The sequence below is a fragment of the Bradyrhizobium sp. 14AA genome, from assembly GCF_054185205.1.
Genome location: NZ_JAVAYM010000021.1, coordinates 68,860 through 87,532 on the forward strand (window position 1 = coordinate 68,860; position 18,673 = coordinate 87,532).

The 18,673-nt window shown below is 65.7% G+C and carries 22 protein-coding genes; 14 read left to right on the plus strand and 8 right to left on the minus strand.

Features of this window, described 5'->3' with window-relative positions; genetic code table 11:
- Positions 1-134: 134 nt before the first annotated feature.
- Positions 135-1,784, minus strand: coding sequence for a glycosyltransferase family 39 protein (locus tag RAD15_RS30945; protein WP_458182116.1), 1,650 nt, complete (start codon positions 1,782-1,784; stop codon positions 135-137).
- Positions 1,785-2,096: 312 nt separating this feature from the next.
- Here RAD15_RS30945 and RAD15_RS30950 point away from each other — a divergent pair, with 312 nt between their 5' ends.
- Both RAD15_RS30950 and RAD15_RS30955 read left to right on the plus strand, forming a co-directional pair.
- A complete protein-coding gene (locus RAD15_RS30950) occupies positions 2,097-2,948 on the plus strand; it encodes a DUF308 domain-containing protein (RefSeq protein WP_458182118.1) in 852 nt (283 codons plus the stop codon).
- A gap of 212 nt (positions 2,949-3,160) precedes the next feature.
- Positions 3,161-3,577: a MucR family transcriptional regulator gene (locus RAD15_RS30955; protein ID WP_458182119.1), complete on the plus strand. Its 417-nt coding sequence runs from the start codon at positions 3,161-3,163 to the stop codon at positions 3,575-3,577.
- A 114-nt stretch (positions 3,578-3,691) separates the two neighbouring features.
- Here the strand turns inward: RAD15_RS30955 and RAD15_RS30960 are convergent, their stop codons facing one another.
- Together RAD15_RS30960 and RAD15_RS30965 are read right to left on the minus strand one after the other, a co-directional pair.
- Entirely contained in the window at positions 3,692-4,120 is a 429-nt protein-coding gene (locus RAD15_RS30960) for a SufE family protein (RefSeq protein WP_458182121.1), read from the minus strand.
- A gap of 67 nt (positions 4,121-4,187) precedes the next feature.
- A complete protein-coding gene (locus tag RAD15_RS30965) occupies positions 4,188-4,622 on the minus strand; it encodes a DUF5330 domain-containing protein (protein ID WP_458182123.1) in 435 nt (144 codons plus the stop codon).
- A gap of 410 nt (positions 4,623-5,032) precedes the next feature.
- On the opposite strand from RAD15_RS30965, the gene RAD15_RS30970 reads away from it, so the two are divergent.
- The 4 genes from RAD15_RS30970 (at position 5,033) to RAD15_RS30985 (ending at position 8,348) form a co-directional block, all read left to right on the plus strand.
- The gene (locus tag RAD15_RS30970; protein ID WP_458182125.1) at positions 5,033-6,889 is read left to right on the plus strand and encodes a PAS domain-containing sensor histidine kinase; all 1,857 of its coding nucleotides are present in this window, start codon (positions 5,033-5,035) and stop codon (positions 6,887-6,889) included.
- Positions 6,882-7,586, plus strand: a complete 705-nt coding sequence (locus RAD15_RS30975) for a peptidoglycan-binding protein (RefSeq protein ID WP_458182126.1) — start codon at positions 6,882-6,884, stop codon at positions 7,584-7,586. Before RAD15_RS30970 ends, RAD15_RS30975 begins: the two co-directional genes overlap by 8 nt.
- Before the next feature lie 154 nt (positions 7,587-7,740).
- Positions 7,741-7,950 carry a hypothetical protein gene (locus tag RAD15_RS30980; protein ID WP_458182128.1) on the plus strand — a complete coding sequence of 70 codons (210 nt, stop codon included), beginning with the start codon at positions 7,741-7,743 and terminating at the stop codon, positions 7,948-7,950.
- A 53-nt stretch (positions 7,951-8,003) separates the two neighbouring features.
- Positions 8,004-8,348 (plus strand): DUF1491 family protein, encoded by a 345-nt coding sequence (locus RAD15_RS30985; protein ID WP_458182129.1) that lies wholly within the window; start codon positions 8,004-8,006, stop codon positions 8,346-8,348.
- On the opposite strand, the gene RAD15_RS30990 is transcribed toward RAD15_RS30985, so the two are convergent.
- Positions 8,349-9,326, minus strand: coding sequence for a DUF2336 domain-containing protein (locus RAD15_RS30990; RefSeq protein WP_458182130.1), 978 nt, complete (start codon positions 9,324-9,326; stop codon positions 8,349-8,351).
- 252 nt (positions 9,327-9,578) lie between these two features.
- Here RAD15_RS30990 and RAD15_RS30995 point away from each other — a divergent pair, with 252 nt between their 5' ends.
- The gene (locus RAD15_RS30995) at positions 9,579-9,767 is read left to right on the plus strand and encodes a hypothetical protein (protein WP_063690905.1); all 189 of its coding nucleotides are present in this window, start codon (positions 9,579-9,581) and stop codon (positions 9,765-9,767) included.
- 15 nt (positions 9,768-9,782) lie between these two features.
- Positions 9,783-10,544 (plus strand): hypothetical protein, encoded by a 762-nt coding sequence (locus RAD15_RS31000; RefSeq protein ID WP_458182131.1) that lies wholly within the window; start codon positions 9,783-9,785, stop codon positions 10,542-10,544.
- Here RAD15_RS31000 and RAD15_RS31005 read toward each other — a convergent pair.
- Positions 10,498-11,400, minus strand: coding sequence for a LysR family transcriptional regulator (locus RAD15_RS31005; protein WP_458182132.1), 903 nt, complete (start codon positions 11,398-11,400; stop codon positions 10,498-10,500). The two genes, RAD15_RS31000 and RAD15_RS31005, sit on opposite strands and share 47 nt — an antisense overlap.
- Positions 11,401-11,494: 94 nt before the next feature.
- Here RAD15_RS31005 and RAD15_RS31010 point away from each other — a divergent pair, with 94 nt between their 5' ends.
- Positions 11,495-12,322, plus strand: a complete 828-nt coding sequence (locus RAD15_RS31010; RefSeq protein WP_458182133.1) for an MBL fold metallo-hydrolase — start codon at positions 11,495-11,497, stop codon at positions 12,320-12,322.
- 15 nt (positions 12,323-12,337) lie between these two features.
- Here the strand turns inward: RAD15_RS31010 and RAD15_RS31015 are convergent, their stop codons facing one another.
- The 3 genes from RAD15_RS31015 to RAD15_RS31025 form a co-directional block, all read right to left on the minus strand.
- Entirely contained in the window at positions 12,338-12,916 is a 579-nt protein-coding gene (locus tag RAD15_RS31015) for an amino acid synthesis family protein (RefSeq protein WP_458182134.1), read from the minus strand.
- Between the two features lie 8 nt (positions 12,917-12,924).
- Entirely contained in the window at positions 12,925-13,788 is an 864-nt protein-coding gene (locus RAD15_RS31020; protein WP_458182136.1) for a fumarylacetoacetate hydrolase family protein, read from the minus strand.
- A 93-nt stretch (positions 13,789-13,881) separates the two neighbouring features.
- Positions 13,882-14,583: an FCD domain-containing protein gene (locus RAD15_RS31025; RefSeq protein WP_458182138.1), complete on the minus strand. Its 702-nt coding sequence runs from the start codon at positions 14,581-14,583 to the stop codon at positions 13,882-13,884.
- Between the two features lie 110 nt (positions 14,584-14,693).
- On the opposite strand from RAD15_RS31025, the gene RAD15_RS31030 reads away from it, so the two are divergent.
- The 5 genes from RAD15_RS31030 (at position 14,694) to RAD15_RS31050 (ending at position 18,647) form a co-directional block, all read left to right on the plus strand.
- Entirely contained in the window at positions 14,694-15,686 is a 993-nt protein-coding gene (locus tag RAD15_RS31030; RefSeq protein ID WP_458182139.1) for a zinc-dependent alcohol dehydrogenase family protein, read from the plus strand.
- Between the two features lie 16 nt (positions 15,687-15,702).
- Positions 15,703-16,605 (plus strand): VOC family protein, encoded by a 903-nt coding sequence (locus tag RAD15_RS31035; protein ID WP_458182140.1) that lies wholly within the window; start codon positions 15,703-15,705, stop codon positions 16,603-16,605.
- A gap of 73 nt (positions 16,606-16,678) precedes the next feature.
- Complete coding sequence (locus RAD15_RS31040; protein ID WP_458182142.1) at positions 16,679-17,656, plus strand: tripartite tricarboxylate transporter substrate binding protein; 978 nt, start codon at positions 16,679-16,681, stop codon at positions 17,654-17,656.
- A gap of 133 nt (positions 17,657-17,789) precedes the next feature.
- Positions 17,790-18,155, plus strand: a complete 366-nt coding sequence (locus tag RAD15_RS31045) for a hypothetical protein (RefSeq protein WP_458182245.1) — start codon at positions 17,790-17,792, stop codon at positions 18,153-18,155.
- A gap of 99 nt (positions 18,156-18,254) precedes the next feature.
- Positions 18,255-18,647, plus strand: a complete 393-nt coding sequence (locus tag RAD15_RS31050; protein ID WP_458182143.1) for a FixH family protein — start codon at positions 18,255-18,257, stop codon at positions 18,645-18,647.
- Positions 18,648-18,673: the final 26 nt, after the last annotated feature.

Here is an 18,673-nt window from a genome sequence, read left to right on the forward strand (position 1 = left end):
GCAGTTCAGCGTCGCCCGCATGCTTGCCGCCGAATCTCGAAGAGCGAAGGCGGAAGCGAAAGTAATCCCGGATGTCGCTGCGCTCATCCGGGCTACGAGACTGTCCCGGAATTCGGAACTGTAGGAGAAGAATATTACGGTGCCGGGATCGAGAGCAGGCTGGAAATGCTGCTGCCGCGGATGTCGTAGACGCGAGCGAACACCACGTCGTCGCGCTTGATCTCGACCATCACGGGCGCGGTGAGGCCCTTGCAGTAGAACTCGCCGAGCGTCATGGCGAAATCGGCCGCATTGGAATCCCAGCCGATGGTGAAGTCGGGCCCGAGCGCGACCTGTGCCGGACGCTGCGGACCGCACACCGCGACCTTCCATTTGCGATTGCGCGGCGGCACTTCCTGGCGCTCGACGAGTTGCTCGCGCAATTCGTCCGAGGCCTGCTTCAGCGCGAGACCCCAATAGTCCAGCATGAAGCGGTCGTCGGCGGCGCGCACGGTGCCGGCGATGTGGTTGAAGTGCGTGTATTGATAGGGATGCAGCCGGATCATCTCGGCGAGCGAGAGCGCGAGGCCAAAGCAGAAGGTGGCGAGCACGACCGGCTGCCAGGTGCGGTGATTGGCGCGCAGGCGCTCCATGGCCCAGGCAAAGGCGACGCCGCCGAGCACCGCCATCGGCGGGATCACGAAGACGAAATGGCGGATGCCGTTGTACAGCGCCGGACGCTTCACCATCGCGATCGCGAGCGGCAGGGTCGCAGCCAGCGTCAGCATCAGGAGAATGGTCTTGCGGCGGGCCGGAACGTCGCCGCGCGGCAGCAGCGCGAAGGTGCCGACCACGGCGCCGCCCATCATCACCAGCATCACCTCCGGCAGCTGGAGCGCGAACAGCGTCGGCAGATAGGACCACGGCATGTCGGGCACGGACACGATCGCGCCGTCGAACATTTCCTTCCAGGGCTTTTCGAAGAAGTGCGAGAAGTAGGTCAGAGCCTCGAAGGGATTGCCGGGCTCCATGATCGACCACGGCCAGATCAGGCCCATCACGAGGTAGCCGAGCACGAGGCCGGGCAGCAGCACGTAGACGACATGGGCGAAGCGGCGGACCGATTCGCGCAAGCCCTCGGTGCGCAGCTCCTCCAGGAACAGCGGCATGAAGCCGACAACGGCGTAGACCAGCGAAAGGCCGCCGAGAACGCGGGTGCCGAGCGAGAGGCCCGCACCTAAGCCGACGATGAGGATCGTGCGCGGCGAGGGCTGCGGATATTCCTCGGCGAGCCGGACGAGGCCGAGCATCAGGATGATCATGGCCACCGCGAAGGGCGCATCCTTCGGGTTCATGAACATGTGGCCGTAGAAGATCGGGCAGAGCGCAAGCAGCAAGAGTGCGGCAAGACCGGCAAGGGGGCCGCCGATGCGGCGGGCGAGGCGCCACGTCACCGCAAGTCCGATCACGCCGACGATCGCGCCGACCAGGCGTCGCGTCTCGAACAGCTCGAGCGGAATGACCTTGTGCAGAAGCGCGGCGACCATGTCGAAGCCGCCGCCGTACATATAGAGATTGGCGAAGGAGAGCGCCGCGGTGTCCTTGAAACCGGAACCGAACATGCGCAGCAAGAGATCGGCATATTCAGCGTGGGTGTAGTCGTCCCAGCCGAGGCCGTAATCGCGGAAGGTCAAGCCTGCAATGACGGCAACCGCAGCCAGCACCAGCATGGCGAGATCGTCGCAAGTCCGTTCGATCGAGCGCCGCGCAGGCGTGTCGATCGCCGAAGTCGTGATGGATGTCATGGCTATTGGTGACCCGGAATCCCCTCTTGGCCCTGCTGGTGCACGCGGGCCTGTTCCCCGGACTCCCTATAGCGCAGTTCCATTACCAAGTAATTGGGCATTATGGCTAAATTCCTGATGCGACGCAGCAAATCCAGAAACTTGAGAGCATCTCAACTGTAGCGAGCCGTAGCTGAAGGGAATGTGAATAAGTCCCTGATTTCCTTCTCTTTAGGAACGCTGCCCACAATTGGCCGTTGGCGTGGAACACCGTATGACGGTATCGTGGCGTGACGGGTGCCGCGGATGGATGCGCGGCCGGGGGTGAGTTCGATGAGCTTGGCATTGTTGATCGCGGGGATTTTCGCCGGCGTGGCGGGCCTCCTTGCGATCCTGTTTGGCTTCACCGTAAGAGAGTTCAGCCTCGGCGGCACTCTCATAGTCTCCGGCACGATCGGCGTCTGCTCCGGGATGTTACTGGCAGGCCTCCATCTCGTGCTGCTCGAACTGAAGGGCATCGCCCGCCGCCTGGGCGGTGCCGCGGCGTCGTCCGAGGTGCGGGTCAGGCCTGTGCTGCCGGGTCTCGCGCTTCCTGGCGCGCCCGATCCGGCGCTCGCAGCGAGGGCCGAGCCGATGCCGCCCGCCGCGCCGTTGCCTTGGCAGGGCGAAGCCGCCGCGCGCGAGCGTCCGCGCGTCGAGACGCCGCCGGAACCGGAAGCTCCAACGCCACCCGCCGCTCCGGAAGCGCCGCGCCGGCGCAACCTGATGTTCGCATCGACCTCGCGCAAGGAGCGCGAGCGCGCCGAGGCGAAGATCGCCGAAGGTTCGCCGCCGCCTGTTGAGCCCGCAGCGCCCGCCGACGTCCCGGAAGGACCGCCCGCGAGCTTTGACGACGCCTGGCCGAAGCCGGACCGTATGCGGGCACCGGAGTCGCCGGCCGCCTCGCGCCGTCCGCCGCCGCGCTCACCGTCGACCTTTGCGGAAGCCGCCCCGCCGCCGCCACCACCGCCTGTGCCCGAGCCAGCGGCCGAGCAGGCACCCGTGACGGTGCTCAAGTCCGGAATCGTCGACGGCATGGCCTATTCGCTTTATTCCGACGGCTCGATCGAGGCGCAGATGCCGGAAGGCATGATGCGCTTTGCCTCGATCGACGAGCTGCGGGCCCATCTCGACCAGCGGTCGTGAGACCTGCCGCGTCCCAGAGCGTTTTCGAGCGAAGTGGATACCGGTTCGCGTCAAGAAAACGCGTCCCCCAGTAAAGCGCCGCGGGTCTTGTCCCTTCGTCAGTAATCAGCTCATAATCATCAGTCGTCTTATTTCAGTCGAACGTATTGTTGACACGGAATACTTGGGCGTCGTCAATCCCGTGACACGCAAGGCGAGGAAAGGTCGGGCCCATGTCGGATGCCGGGGCTAAGAATTTCATTGAGCTGACGGCGAGCATCGTCTCGGCCTATGTCGGCAACAATCCGACGCCGGCGGCCGAGATTCCGAACCTGATCAGCCAGGTGCACGGCGCTTTGGTGCGGGTTTCGTCAGGTCGCCTCGAGACAGCGCCGCTCGAGCCGGCAAAGCCGGCGATCTCGCTGAAGAAGTCGATCGCACCCGACTATCTGGTCTGTCTGGAAGACGGCAAGCGCTTCAAGTCGCTGAAGCGCCATCTGCGCACCCAGTACAACATGACGCCGGAGCAATATCGCGAGAAATGGGGCCTGCCGGCCGACTATCCCATGGTCGCGCCGAACTATGCGGTGGCCCGCTCGCAACTGGCCAAGCAGATGGGCCTCGGACAGCAGCAGCGGAAGCGGAAGTAACGCCGGTCTCGGATCTCGTAGGGTGGGCAAAGGCGCTCTTGCGCCGTGCCCACCAGCTTTCGTCGATCGTACCAAGAATGGTGGGCACGCTTTCGCTTTGCCCACCCTACGGCATCAGGACGCTTCCGCCAGCGCCTCTTTCGCGTCGGTCTTGATGCGCTCGACCATCGAACGCAGCCCGTTGGAGCGCTGCGGCGTCAGATGGTCGCGAAAGCCGAACTCGTTGAACACCGAGATCGCATCGGTATCGACGATCTCCTGAGGCGTGCGGCCGGAATAAAGCGAGAGCACGATCGCGACCAGCCCACGCACGATATGCGCGTCGCTGTCGCCGCGATATTTCAGGATCGGCACGCCATTGCTGCGATCGACCAGCTTCTGGAGCCAGACCTGGCTGACGCAGCCGTTCACCTTGTTCGCGGCGGAGTGCTCGGCTTCGGGCATCGGTTCCAGGGTGCGGCCGAGCTCGATGACGTACCGGTAGCGGTCGTCCCACTCGTCCAGAAGCTCGAAATTGTCCCTGATTTCGTCGATCGTCGTCATGCTGGCCCGTGTTCCCTTTCAGGCCAATATAAGGACGCGAAGCCGTGAAATCGATAGGGTTTGGGCGCTAATTCGCCGCCGCAGGGCCGCGCCATTCCAGCGCGAGGTCGTCCTGGGTCAGGGTATCGCGCGGCGCCTCGCTCGCAGCGACGTCGCCTTCGCCGGCCATCGCGATCGAGCCGGTATGGTCGGGCGCCTTCTTGTCGGTCTTCTCGTTCTTCTCGTTGGTGATGTGCTCTTTCTTGTCGTTGATGATCTGGTAGATCTTGCGCGCGCCGTCCTGGGCCCGCTGGCCGATGATGGTCGCGGCCTGTCCTCCGACCTCGCAGGCCGCCGGCTGGCGCTTGCAGAACTGGGTCATGTCGGAGACGGCCGCGGTCGCAGCCTGCACCGCGTCGGCGGCGCCGATCTGCGGCAGCTTCTCCGATTCGGGCGTCTTGTCCCGCGGCAGGAGCACCAGCACCAGCCCGAGCCAGAATGTGATGCGGAGCAGAAAGCGCATCTTGTCGACCTGTAGGTTAGATCCCGCCGCGGCGTGTCCGCGAGACGTTCGGACCTAGCAACTCTCGATAAATCGCAAGTGCTTGCCTTGAGCTTAATTCGGGGAAAATTTACGCAAAAATCTTCGCGATCGATATTCTCGTAAATTTTCAATTGACGCCGACGCCCGTAATTCCGCCGGCGCGCGCATCCACCAATTCGAAACCATGCGGACCGCAGTGAAACCCTGTGTTCACCATCCTCACTGAAGACGTCGTCAAATCGTCTAAAAAGCCCCGCGATGCCACGGTGTCCGGCCGCCCGCCGCGTCGCCTTAGCGTTCGTTTAAGGTGGCTCTGACACGGTGGCTCAACGACAAGGAGGCGTTCCGGCGCGTCTTCATCAAGACGATTGAGCCGAAGCGCGAGACCCGTGACAGTTTTGAGTATCATCCGCGATTGTCTCGATGCGCTGCTGCATCCCTCCGCGCGTTACGATGCGCTGATGCGAGCGCGCCATCGTGCCTTCATGGCGCCGCGGCTGCTCGGCAGCCTGGCGGCCTTTGCCGCATTCCCGGTCTATCTCGCCATGCGCGGCGCGCCGGGTGCGATCGAGGTCGCCGCTTTCGCATGGTTGATCGCGCCGATCCTGTTGTCCTGGTTCCTTTCGCGTACCGGCCGCTATGAGGGCGCGCATGTGCTGTCGTCGCTGGCGCTCGCGGGCCTGATCATGGCGGTCGCGTTCACCACCGGCGGCATCGAATCATTCGCCGCGATCTGGCTGGTCGTGGTTCCCCTTGAAGCCGCGCTGTCGGCCTCGCGCCGCGTCGCGGCCTTTGCCTCGCTGCTCGCGCTGTCCTGCGCCGGGATCCTGATCCTCGTCAGCCAGCTCGGCTGGCTGCCGGCTGGCGATGCCAGCGCCGCAGAACGCGGCGTGCTGATGGCATTCGGCGTTGCGTCTGCGACGCTCTATGCCGCGGGCCTCGCCTTCGGCGCGGAATCGCTGGCGCGCACCAGCGTTGCGCTGCTGTCGCGCGAGGAAGAGCGTTATCGCCTGCTCGCGCGCAACATGAGCGACGTCATCTCGCGGCATCAGCGCAACGGCGCGGTGCAGTTCATCTCGCCGGCGGTGGAAGCCATGCTCGGCGTGCCTGTGGCGCAGCTGCTCGGCCACGGCCTGTTCGACCGCGTTCATGTCGCCGATCGTCCGGCCTATTTGACGGCCCTGTCCGATGCCGCACGCGGCGACGTGCGCAGCGTCGAGTTCCGGCTGCGGCGTGAACCAACCGGTTCCGAGCGCGGTCAGGTCGACTTCATCTGGGTCGAGATGCGCTGCCGTCCGCTCGATCAGGACATGGCCCCCCAGAATCCCGACCGTGATCCCACGCGCGAGGCGGACGTCGTCGCCGTGATGCGCGACGTCACCGACCGCAAGCTGTCCGAGCAGGCGCTCGACCAGGCCCGCAGCGACGCGGAAGCGGCCGATGCCGCCAAGACGCGCTTCCTCGCCACCATGAGCCACGAGCTGCGCACGCCGCTCAACGCCATCATCGGCTTCTCCGAGATGATCGCGCAGGAGCAGACCCTGATGCTGGGGGCGGCCCAGCGCAAGGAATACGCCCAGCTCATCAACGATTCCGGCCAGCATCTGTTGTCGGTCGTCAACGGCATCCTCGACATGTCCAAGATGGAGTCGGGCAATTTCGAGATTGCGTCCGAGCCGTTCGCACCGCGCGCCTCGCTGATGCATTGCTGCAATCTGCTCGCGCTCAAGGCGCGCGAGAACGGCATCGACCTCATCACCGATGCGCCGCAGGATCTGCCCGTCATGACCGGCGATCCGCGCGCCTTCAAGCAGATCGTGCTCAACCTCGTCGCCAACGCCATCAAGTTCACCGAGCGCGGCGGTCAGGTCTCCGTATCAGCCGCCGTGTCGGGCTCGCAGCTCACGCTGCGCATCAGCGACACTGGCGTCGGCATCGCGCCCGACGATCTCAAGCGCATCGGCGCACCGTTCTTCCAGGCCGGCAAGACCTATCAGCGCCGCCACGAAGGCACCGGTCTCGGACTTTCGATCGTGAAAAGTCTCGTGGCGTTGCATCTCGGCGAATTGACGGTACAAAGCAGGCTTGGCGAGGGCACCGCCGTCACCGTCAAGCTGCCGCTCGTCTACACGCCGCCGCAGCCCAAACCGGCCGAGAGCAAGATCGCGACGCTGACGCCCGCGCCGCGCCAGGACGTTCAAGGCCAACCTCAGGACCAACCCGCTCTGGTGAAGAAAAGTGCCTAAGAAGCCTGCCAAGGACGAAGCTGCTCCGCGCCGCCGTGGCGCCAAGGCCGCGGTCATCGACGTCGAGACCGAGCGCAACCTCGTGATGCGCGTGCTGCTGCATAGCCCCAAGGATACGCTGGCCGGCCTCGTCGCCGTGGCCGCGATCAGCGCGATCGTTGCCAATGCGCTGTTCCTCCAGACCGGCCGGCATCCGGCGCCGATGTTCGGCACCGTGATCAATCTTCCCGCGCCGTCGTCCATGCCGCTGTCGAATCCCTTGCCGCGTCCGCGCCCCGTCGGCGCCGATACCTCGCCGCTCGAGCCGAGGGCGACCGAGTTTCGCGCCGAGCCCAAGCCGGTCGAGAGAGCGGCCGAGAAGCCGCCCGAAAAACCGGTCGAGGCGACCGCATCGACGCCGCGCGCGAGCGATCCCATGACCAATCTGGTCAAGGCGACGACCTCGACGCCGTCCGCGATGCGTCCGCCGGCTCCGATTCCGGTGCCGCAGAACCCGGCCGCGCGGCGCATTGCCGGCGTGCAGCGCGCGCTGTCCGAATACGGCTATGGCCAGTTGAAGGTCACGGGCACGATGAGCGGCGAGACCCAGTCCGCGATCCAGAAGTTCGAGCGCGAGCACAAGATGCAGGTGACGGGCCAGGTGTCCGATCGTCTGTTGCGCGAGCTTGGCGGCGCGATCGGCCATCCCGTCGAATAAACGAACCTCCGCTGTCATTGACGCGAATCAAGTCGGGGCATCGCGCGCCGGCAGGTCAGGCCGCGTCCCGCAGGCGCGAATTGTCGCCGATCAATGACGGTCGGCAGCTTCGGAGACCATGATTGTCCATCTTCAACGAAGAAGAGAGGTCGTCATGTTCAAGGTCTCGGTTCTGGTCTGGATGACGCTGGGTACAGTGCTGGCGGGCGTCAGCCTGATCGTGGTGCTGATGGTGCCGAGTTTTGCGGCCGACGCCATCAGGAACATCCCCTATGCCGTAGCCGTGGGATTTACGCTTGCGATGCCGCTGTCATATCTCGTCGCGCGCCAGATCCGCGGCGGACAAGGCCTGAGCAACGTGTAACGAGCGTGAGCAGAGACTGGCGGCGCGCTTCGCGCTGGCCTATCGTCGAGCTCATGCGTTTGAAATCCAATATATGGGTGGCGGCCTATTTGCGCCGTTGCCAGACCGAGGGCGTGTTCGGCGCCGTGCGTCGTCGCGGCGCCGAGGAGGCCGGCGCGGTGTTCGTGAAGGTGTCGCTGCTCGACGGCAATGCGATGCTCTACGCGCCGGCGCCGCAGACCGTCTATGACGACGGCCGGCCGGTCGACCGCTTCTTCGTGCCGGTCGCGCCGCAGCCCTTGCCGGAGCACACCGTCGAGGAACGGCTGACCAAGGAACTCCGCTTCGATCCGGACGCCTGGATCGTCGAGACCGAGGACCGCGCCGGGCGGCACTTTCTGGAATTGGCGAAGACCTGACTACCGATCCGTTGAACCGCCGGTGCCGGTGCGTATCGTCGGACTGGAGCCGGGTTGCACGCCCGGCCGCGTCTGGCTGGCGCCCGCACGGGCGCGCTGGCGTTCACCGTCATGGAGCGAGGGCTGGTACTTTGCGCGGGTGACGGCGAGCGTCGAACCGCGCCAGGCCGCCAGCATCACCAGCGCCGAGCGGTCGCTGAGGCGATCGTACAGCCGCGACAGCCGGTACACCTCGTTCACCGATGTGCCGATCGCCGGCTTGAAGAACAGCAGGATGCGCTGGAAGTTCGGGCTCGGCATGTCGAGCGCGCGCGCGGCGACCGCCAGCGCTTCGCCGCCGGCATCGTCGACGATCTGGGCTGCGACGCGCGATGGCAGGATCAGGCTGTCGCCGAGCTCCAGCGTGAAGTTCTCGACATCGCCCGCGATCGCCGCCATCTCCAGGATCTGGAACGCGCGCTTGGCGCGCACGGTCGGAATCCGCGGTGCGGCCTTCAGCGGGGTCTGCGCCAGATTGTGCAGAATCAGCGCGCGCTCGGAGGCGCCGCCGCGGAAGAACATGTCGTGGATCTCGGCGGCATCCTTCGGCTGCATCGCCAGGTTCGCGGCCATGCGCTGCTCGGCCTCGGTCGGCGTGCGGACCGGGGAGGGGACCGGCGCGGGCGCGGGGATTTCGCGGGCGAGCGGTATTCTGCGGCCTTCCTGCGCCGCGACCAGACCGAGCTTCTGAAGCACCGGGACGGGCGTCTGCGGATAGATCGCAAGCTTCGCCTTGACGGAGGCGCGCGTCGCATCGTCGACCTGGTCGATCAATCGTGTGGCGAGTTCGACGAATTGCCGCTGCTCGTCCTCGCTGTGGGTACGCGTCTGGACATAGAGGTCGGTCAGCACGCGCAGCAGCGTCGGACGGACATCGACGCCTTCGCGACGGGAGAGGGTCATCAACCCGTCGAATCCGGGAAACAGCGACTTGGTCATGGAGAGATACGCGACCTGGAAGAGATACTCGCCGCCAGCCTAGCGCAGGTTCCTTTAAAGGCTCGTTAAGGAAAACGAGGCGTGAAGCCGGTCCTTAAATTTGAAACCTTCTCGTGCCGCAACGGGACGGCGCGCCGGCCCGTGCGGTTACGGTCCAAAGGCCGCGTTTACACCCCGTTAACCATGAGCTGATCTTAATGATTGCCATGTTGCAGGGGCGTATTTGATCGCGCGGCAATTGAGAGAGCTGACATGGGGACCATCATCGAATTTCCGGCCGGTCGCCGGGTAGGCTCGTCGGGGGACGTCACACCGCGCGCGGACATGGGGACGATCCTGATCCTTCCCGTGATCCGGATCGAGCGCGAGGCGGACGAAACCAGCGGCGATCGTGGACCGGAGCAGGGCACAGCGCCGGGTCGCCGTCGCCGCCGCCGCTAGATCCGGCTTTGCGCAATGCCGGACACCATCCGCCAGATCCGGCCTGTCATATCGGCCGTCCTGCTCGCACTGTTAGGTGCTGCTCTCGGCGCCTGTAGCGGCGGCGATTTCGGCCGCACCCGCGCTGACATGCGCAGCGACGATATGCATCGCTGGCTCGGCGCGGAGGCCACCGGCAGCCTCGGCCTGAAGGCCTCGCAGTTCCAGCTCACCGACGAAGAGCGCCAGCTTCGCGACCTCGCCTATCCCATGATCGAGCCGCCGCTGTCGCGGCCGGCCTGGAAGAGCGTGTTCGGCGACTACAAGGCGCTGCCGTCACCCTGGCAGCAGAAGGTGGTGTTCGACCGCACCATGTACGGACGCACGCTGATCGACGAGCCGCACCGCTCGCATTCCTCGCGCTATGCGCAGCTGATCGAGGACGTGCGCAACGACACCACCCGTTTCGAGCCGTTCTTCGCCAGCGCGATCCGCGTCATCGATCTCGACAAGAAGCGCAATGCCAGCATGGCCCGCGTCTCCGAGCTGTCGCCGCGGGAGAAGGCGGATGCAGTCGCGCGCATGCAGGAGAACTCGCTGATCGTCCAGTGGGTGCAGCAGTGCCTCGAGCAGCGCGTCTCGTCCTATCGCTGGGCGCTGGAGCGCCTGGTAATCCAGGCGCCGGATTCGATGGCTGCCGATGCCGATCGCCTGATCGGCGAGCTCGCCGCCCAGACCGCCAACCCGCCGGTCATGTCGCAGCCGCCCTACGGCCGCGCGGTCGTCTCGAAGGGCTAGGCGCTTTGCGCGAGCCAGCCCGGCGCTCGTCTCGATCCGACCTGCGCTGCTTTTGAAGCTTCCCGACAAACTCCTTCAGCGCGTCCGCCAGCGGGGCTGACGCGCGGTAGGCGAGGCCGACGTCGCGCTTCACCTTGACCTCGATCTCGCGCACGGCGACATCCGGATTGCTGCGCGCCACGCCTTCCGGGACGATGGCGATGCCGACGCCGGCCGCGACCAGCGCCATGGCCCAGTCCTCTGATTGCGCGATTGCCGCGGACTGCCTTCGTTTTGACGTGCGGCCGAAGAATGCGCTTTGCTCGCAATGGCAGCGGTCGATCAACGGTACATCGGCGAGATCGGCGGTTCGAAGCGTCTCCTTCAGTGTCAGCGGATGCGCCGGCGGCAGCGCCGCGACATAGCGCTCACTCCACAGCGCGACGAAATGCTCGTCATCGCGCAGCATGGTCTTCGAGATGATCCGCGCATCGGCCCGCTCGTCGCTGCCGACGAGACGGAGCGCGATGTCGTCACGCGCCGTCAGCGGCTTGAGCAGCGCGATCGTCCGGGGCACGTCGAGCGTACGCATCAGGCCCAGCGTCACCGTGGACTTCGTCGCCGGCTTCCTGAACAGGCTGCGCGCGGCATCGGCCTCGTCGATGATGCGGCGGGCCAGCACATGAAACTGCTCGGCCGAGGTGGTCGGCGCGACGCCCTTCTTGTGCCGGATGAACAGCGTGGTGCCGAGCTCGGCCTCCAGATGGGTGATCGCGGTCGAGATCGACGGCTGCGACACGAAGCAGGCGCGCGCAGCGGCGGTCAGATTGCGTTCGCGGTAGACGGCGGCGAAGTAGCGAAGCTCGCGGATGTCCATAGGATATTCCTAGAGATACCATTGATATTCGATATTTTACCTATGGATTATCAGGTGGCAAGAACGCGTCCGTCACAACAGGCGGGGACGCGCGATGAAGATACACCATCTCAACACCGGCACGATGTGCCCGATGGGGCGGCGGCTGGTGAACGGCACAGGCAGCCTGTTCCGGCGCGCCCGCCTGGTCTGCCATTGCCTGCTGGTCGAGACGCATGACGGACTTGCTCTGGTCGACACCGGCATCGGCCTTGGCGATATCGCAGCGCCCGATCGGCTGGGACGCCGGTGGGTGCGCCAGACCGCGCCAAGGCTCGATTCCGCGGAGACGGCGGTCGAGCAGGTCAAGGCGCTCGGTTATTCGCCCGGCGACGTGCGCCACGTGCTGCTGACGCATCTGGACCGCGACCACGCCGGCGGCGTGCCCGACTTCCCGCATGCGGCGATCCACGTCCATCGCGCCGAATACGACATGGCGGTGCTGCGCAAGCCCGCACCTCCCGAGGGACGCTACGTCACCGGGCAGTGGAGCCATGGACCGCGCTGGAATTTTTACGGCGAAGCCGGCGAGGACTGGTTCGGCTTCAAGGGCGTGCGCGCGCTCGGCGACAGGGAGGCCGACATTCTGATGATCCCGCTCGCCGGCCACACGCTCGGCCATTGCGGCATCGCGGTGCGATCAGGCGACAAATGGCTCTTGCATGCCGGCGACAGCTATTTCCACCACGGCCAGCTCGAGGCATCGCCGCGCGTACCGCTGATGCTGGGTTATTTCCAGCGCCGCGGCGACATGGACCGCAAGATGCGGATCGCCAACCAGACCCGGCTGCGCGCGCTGAAGCTGAACCATGGCGACCGCGTGAGGATCGTCAACAGCCATGATCCCGCCGATTACGAGAGCTGTCGCTGCGGCGCGCATTGATCGCGCGCCGGCCCGTCACCTCTGCCCGTCGTGCACGGAGATGTCGGATGCCTTGAGGCCTCCGATGCGCGCGTGCGGGCGGCCACCGGTCGCCATCACGAGGCCGAAGGCGATCTCGTCACGGCGCGGCGCATCCCACAGCGTCATCTCGGCCGTGCCGAAATGGCTGCGGACATAGGCCGCGTGGATGTGTCCGAGCGGCACCATCAGGCGCGTCCCGGCGCCGCCGATGGTCTTTGCCGCCGGCACGATCGCCTTTGGTTGACCGAGCACCTCGCGCATGCCGTGGCCGCCGGCTTCGTGCCAGACGGCGCCGTGCTCGAGCTCACCGTCCTCGCCGACGATGATGCCCTTGCCGTAGGCTTCGATCTGCGCCGGGCCGCCGAGCTGCGCGATCAGCCGCGTGGCGAGCTCGCGCCCGAGCTCACGCAGGGACGCCTGAAACGGCATCAGATCGGGCTCGAAGCGGCCGGCGAAGGGATTGCGGATCACCGCAACGGCCGTCCCGACCAGCAACGGCTTTTCCAGCCGGGGACCGCGCTCGTGCCAGACGGTCTCGACGCTGAGCGCGGTCTTGCGAATGTCATGCGACATGTGCGGCCCTACGCCTCGTCCACCACGGGATTGCTGAGCACGCCGATGTTCTCGATCTCGACCTCGACCAAATCGCCTGGCTTGAGGAAGACCGGCGGCTTGCGGGTGAAGCCGACGCCGGCCGGCGTGCCGGTGGCGATGACGTCGCCGGGGACGAGGTCGAAGATGGTCGAGCAATATTCGATCAGCCGCGGGATCGAGAAGATCAGCATCGAGGTGTCGGAGGACTGCTCCACCGTGCCGTTGACGCGTGTCTCCAGCTTCAATTTGGTGGGATCGCCGATCTCGTCAGGCGTGACCAGCCACGGTCCGAATGGGCCGGTGCCGACGAAGTTCTTGCCGGAAGCGATCTGCTGGGCGTGGCGCTGCCAGTCGCGCACGCTGACGTCGTTGTAGATCGAATAGCCCGCGACGTGGTTCCAGGCATCGGCCTGGCTGATGTGACGGCCGCCCTTGCCGATGACGACGGCGAGTTCACCCTCCCAGTCGAAATTGTCCGAGACCTTCGGCCGGATCACCGGCGCGTTGTGCGCGACCTGCGAGCGCCAGACCCGCAGGAAGATCGGCGGAAACTCTGTGATCTCGCGCTTCATGCCGAACGCCACCGCCTCGTTGTGGTGGTCGAGGTAGTTGCGCACGGCGCAGACGATCTTCTCCGGGCGCGGGATCACCGGCAGATATTTGATATCGCCGAGCGCCAGGGTGGGTTTTTGCGCAGCAACGATGGCCTCGCGGCGCGCAAAGTCGCCGCTGCCGAGGAAGTCGGCGAGCGTCGGGTACTGGGGCAGGGCGCGGCCGAGATCGACGACGGCATTTTCGACAACGGCGCCCCAGCTTTCCCGGTTTCCGTCCAAGAACGACAGCAGCTTCATGGTTTCGCCCCAAGGGTTTCGATTTTCGATGGAGTGTATTATTTTCGAAAATCATCCGCGGCGCAAGTCCGCCTCGCGAAAAAGCCGGTCGGGCTATTCGATATCGAGCAGATGGCCGGCGTATTTCGCCACGTTGTCGGAGGTCGAGCGGATATGCGTCTCGATCAGCTGCACGGCGAGATCCGTATTGCGCGAGATCGCGGCCTGCATGATCGCCTGGTGCTCGCCGGCCTTGTCGCGTGGGCGCGGCCGGAAGTTGGCCGACAGATGCCGGTAGCGCTCGGCGCGATCGAACAGCTCGGCGCGAATTGCCAGCAGCGTCGCCGAGCCGCAGGCGGACACCAGCGCCTGGTGGAATTGGCGATGGGCGATCTTCCATTCGGGGTCGCGCAGCGGATGTTCGGGATCGCGCTGCTCGATCCGCTTCAATCTATGCAGCGTCGAGATCACGGCGATTTCCCAGTCGTCGTCGCCCCGCGCGATCGCGCGGCGGATCAACTCCACCTCGATCAGCACCCGCGCGTCGGTGACCTCCACCAGATCCTGGCGGCTGACCGGCGCCACGCGAAATCCGCGCTGCTCCTGCGCGTCGACCAGCCCCTCCGCGGCGAGCGCGGTCAGCGCCTCGCGCAGCGTCGTAAAACTCGCGCCGAACCGCTCGCGCAGCACGTCGAAGCGCAGCGGCTCGCCGGGGGCGAGACCGCAGGCGATGATCTCCTCGCGCAGCCGATGCGTGATGTCGGCGGCGATGGTCTTGCCGAATTCCTTGCGGGGACGAATGGCGCTTTCGGACATGGCTCAGCCAATGAATCGATGCCTCAACATGCCGCGCCAACGACCATCTTGCAATAATTTTCGTAAACGGTATGATTTTCGAAAATATGGATTGGGAGGCGAGTGAAAACATGAGGGCGGTGCTGGTGCGTCAGCCGGGTGGGCCGGATGCACTCGAATTGGTCGAGCTTCCGGTGCCTGCGCCCGGACCCGTCCAGGTGCAGATCCGGGCCGAGGCGTTCGGGGTCGGTCAGCCCGACGTGCTGATCCGGCGCGGCGTCTACAAATGGATGCCGCCGCTGCCGGCCAATCCCGGCAACGACGTTGCGGGGCGCATTTCCGCGCTCGGGTCCGGCGTCGAGGGCTTTGCCGTCGGCCAGAAGGTGCTGCTGAGCGCGCGCGATCTGTCCCAGCGCGGCGGCTGTTACGCCGATTATGTGGTCGCGCCGGCGGATGCCATTCATACGCTGCCCGACAATGTCGATCTGCAAGCGGCCGTGTGCCTGTCGAACTACCAGGTGGCCTACGCGCTGCTGCACGAATGCCGCCATCCGCGCGCACCCGCGAGCGTGCTGGTCATTGGCGCGGCCGGTGGCGTCGGCACCGCGCTGGTGCAGCTGGCAAAACTCGCCGGGATGACCGTGATCGGCACGGTCTCGACCGAAGAGAAGGCCGCGTTCGCACGAAGCAACGGCGCCGACCACGTCATCTTCTACCGCAGCGAGGATGTGGTGGCACGGACGCGCGAACTGACGAAGGGCGAGGGCGTCGGCCTCGTGCTCGACCACGTCTGCGGGCCCGAGTTCACCGCCTATCTCGGCGCGCTCGGCAAATGGGGGACGCTGCTGTCCTACAACGCCTTTGCCGGATTGCCGGAAGAGAATCTGATGGCGGCGATGCGTAATCATCTCGACATCTGTCCGGCGATCCGCTGCTTCTCCTTCCACATCTACGACCACGATCGCGACGGACGCCGTGCCCTGATGCGCAGCGTGATCGATGCGTTGGGTCGCAATGCGATCAAGCCGGCGATCTCGGCGGTCCTGAAGCTCGACGAGGTCGGGAAAGCCCATACGCTGCTCGAGCAGGGCTCCGCGCTCGGCAAGATCATCATGACGCCATGAGGGGGTGGACCGCACCATGACACAAGCACCCATTGCACGCTTCACCCGGCTGCGGCACGCGACCTTCACCTCGCCCGACCCGGAGCGATTGCTCGACTACTATCGCGGCGTGATCGGTCTCGGCCTCGTCGGCCGCGACGGAGATCGCCTGTTTCTCGCCAACGATTCCGAGCAGCTCTCGCTGGTGATCGAACCCGGCGACGCAGCGATCAAGAGCATCGCCTTCGAGATATCGCCTGACGTTCAGATCGAGGCGCTGGGCGCCGCGCTGAAGCAGGCGGATCTGCGGCCCGAGTTGCAGAGCGATCCCCTGCCGGGCGTTTCCAGGCTGCTGTCCTTCAGCGATCCCGAGGGGACTCGCTTCGAGCTGATCCAGGACTGGACGCCGACGCCCGCGCAGGAGCGGATCGGCGCGCTCGCCGTCACCAAGCTCGGCCATGTCGCCCTGCGCACGCCCGATCCGCACGCTGCGTCGGAGTTTTATGCCAAGTTCATGGGCCTGCGCGTCTCCGACTGGATCGAGGACCGCTTCGTCTTCATGCGCAGCGGCTATGAACATCACACGCTGAATTTTGCGCGCGCGCCCGTGCGCGGCATTCACCATGTCGCGTTCGAGCTGCGCGGCCCCACGCACATGCATCAAGCGTGCGATCATCTCGCGCGGCACAAGCTGCCCGTGCTCTGGGGCCCGGTGCGTCACGGCCCCGGGCACAACACCGCGATCTATCATCGCAATCCCGACGGCCATCTGGTCGAGCTGTTTTGCGATCTCGACCGCATGACCGATGAGGCGCTCGGCTATTTCGAGCCGCGTCCCTGGCACCGCGATCGTCCGCAGCGCCCGAAGGTCTGGGTCGGGCTGCCGCGCGACGTCTGGGGCATGCCGCCGTCGCCGGAATGCACGGAGTTTTCGCGTTAGCGCATCTGAGTTCGAACGGAAGATCGCCGCACGCGCGGCCAACGATAGAACAATCAAAAGGGAGAAAGCATCCATGCGTCGGATGAAGCGGCTTGCTGCGGCCATTTTTCTGCTGGGCATGTGTCTCGCAACCACCCCTGTGTCGGCCGACACTTATCCGTCGCGCCCGATCCGCCTGCTGCACGGATTTGCCGCCGGCGGCGCCGCCGACACGCTGTCGCGCATCATCGCCGACGGGCTCTCGAAGAAGCTCGGGCAGCCGATCATCGTCGAGGCCAAGCCGGGCGCCGGCGGCAACATCGCGGCGGATGCGATCGCGAAAGCGGCGCCCGACGGCTACACGCTCGGTCTCGTCACCGGCGCGCATGCGATTTCGGCGGCGACCTACAAGAGCCTCGCCTACCAGCCGGCCGAGAGTTTCGAGATGATCTCGACGCTGGTCTACTACGCGCTCGTCATCGCCGTGCGGAGCGACTCTCCCGCAAAGTCGCTGGGCGAGCTCATCACGATCGCGAAGCAGAAGCCCGGCGCGCTCAGCTTCGGATCGGTCGGTTTCGGCAGCACGCATCACCTCGCAGGAGAGTTGCTGAACGCGACCGCCGGCGTCGAGATCGTGCATGTGCCGTATCGCGGCGATGCGCAGTCCGTCACCGCGCTGCTCGGCGGCGAGGTGCCGGTCATCGTCGGCACGCCCGTGCTGCTCGCCTCGCAGATCCAGAGCGGTGCGATCCGCGGCCTGGCGGTGACCTCGCCGACGCGAACCGCGTTGCTGCCCGATGTCCCGACCGTCCAGGAGGCCGGCATCAAGGGATACGACGTGCGCACCTGGGCGGGTCTGCTCGCCCCCAAGGGAACGCCGCCCGCCATCATGGCCGCGCTCAATGCAGCGACCCTCGAGGCGCTCCGGGACCCCGAAATCAAGCAGCGGCTGGAGACCGCCGTCGGCGGCGAAGTCCGCGGCAGCTCGCCGGCGGAGATGAAGTCGCTGATCGAGACCGAGATCACCAAATGGACCGGCGTGGTGGACCGGGCGAAGATCCCGAAGATCTGATCGATCAGTGCGGGTGTGCCAGAGCCCGGCGCAGAGCCTCGCTCACGAATGCTTGACCGGGATCAAGGAATGCCTCTGGCGCGGGAGTATGCTATTCAGGCAACGTTCCGGCCCGAAAGGTAAGTCGATAGAGATGCGGTTCGTCCGTACCATCCTGGCATTTGCGATCGCCATATCCCTGGCGATGCTGCCGGTTGGCGCGTCCGCAACTGGCCTCACCATGTCGTCGGACGACATGCAGGCGACCATGCAGATGGGCGGCGAGACCGATATGTCGATGGACGATTGTTGTCCCGACATGAAGGGAACGGGCGCCCAACCTGCTGGCTACAAATGCGGGATGGGCTTCTGCTGCGTCGGCGGCACCATCGCGCTTGGCGACGTCAGGCCCATGGCCGTCGCGTTTCTCGTCGTCGCCGCAAGCAAGATCGCCATTCCCGCCGATCAAGTCGTCTCCTTTTCCCGCGGCAGGCCGCCTTTCCGACCTCCTCGAACCTGATCTCGCAACGGCCGAACGCGCGCAGCACGCTGCGCGCGACAACGACTGACGTGCGCGCGCATGGCGCCACGGCCGAGATCAGATCATGAGGACAGGACAATGCTTTCCAGATTCAGCACCGCGGCACTGGCCGCCACCCTTTCGCTTGCCGCTTCCGCCGCGATGGCGGCCGGCGGCGACTACGCCTTCGAGCCCGTCAATCCCGAAATGAAGAAGGGCGACGACGTCACGCTCGCCGTTCGCCTGACCAACAAGCAGACCGGCAAGCCGGTGGTGGACGCCGTCATCTTCAAGACCCGCGTCGATATGGCGCCGGACGGCATGGCCGAGATGGAGTCGGCAGTGGCGCCGCTGCCGTCCAGTGAGCCGGGCGTCTACGCCTTCAGGACGGACCTGCCGATGGCCGGCCGCTACCAGGTGACCCTGTCCGCGAAGGTGCAGGGCGAGCCCGAGACAGTCACCGGCAAGGTCATCGTCAAGGCGATGAAATGAGCCTCCGGGCGCCACCGGACGGCGCC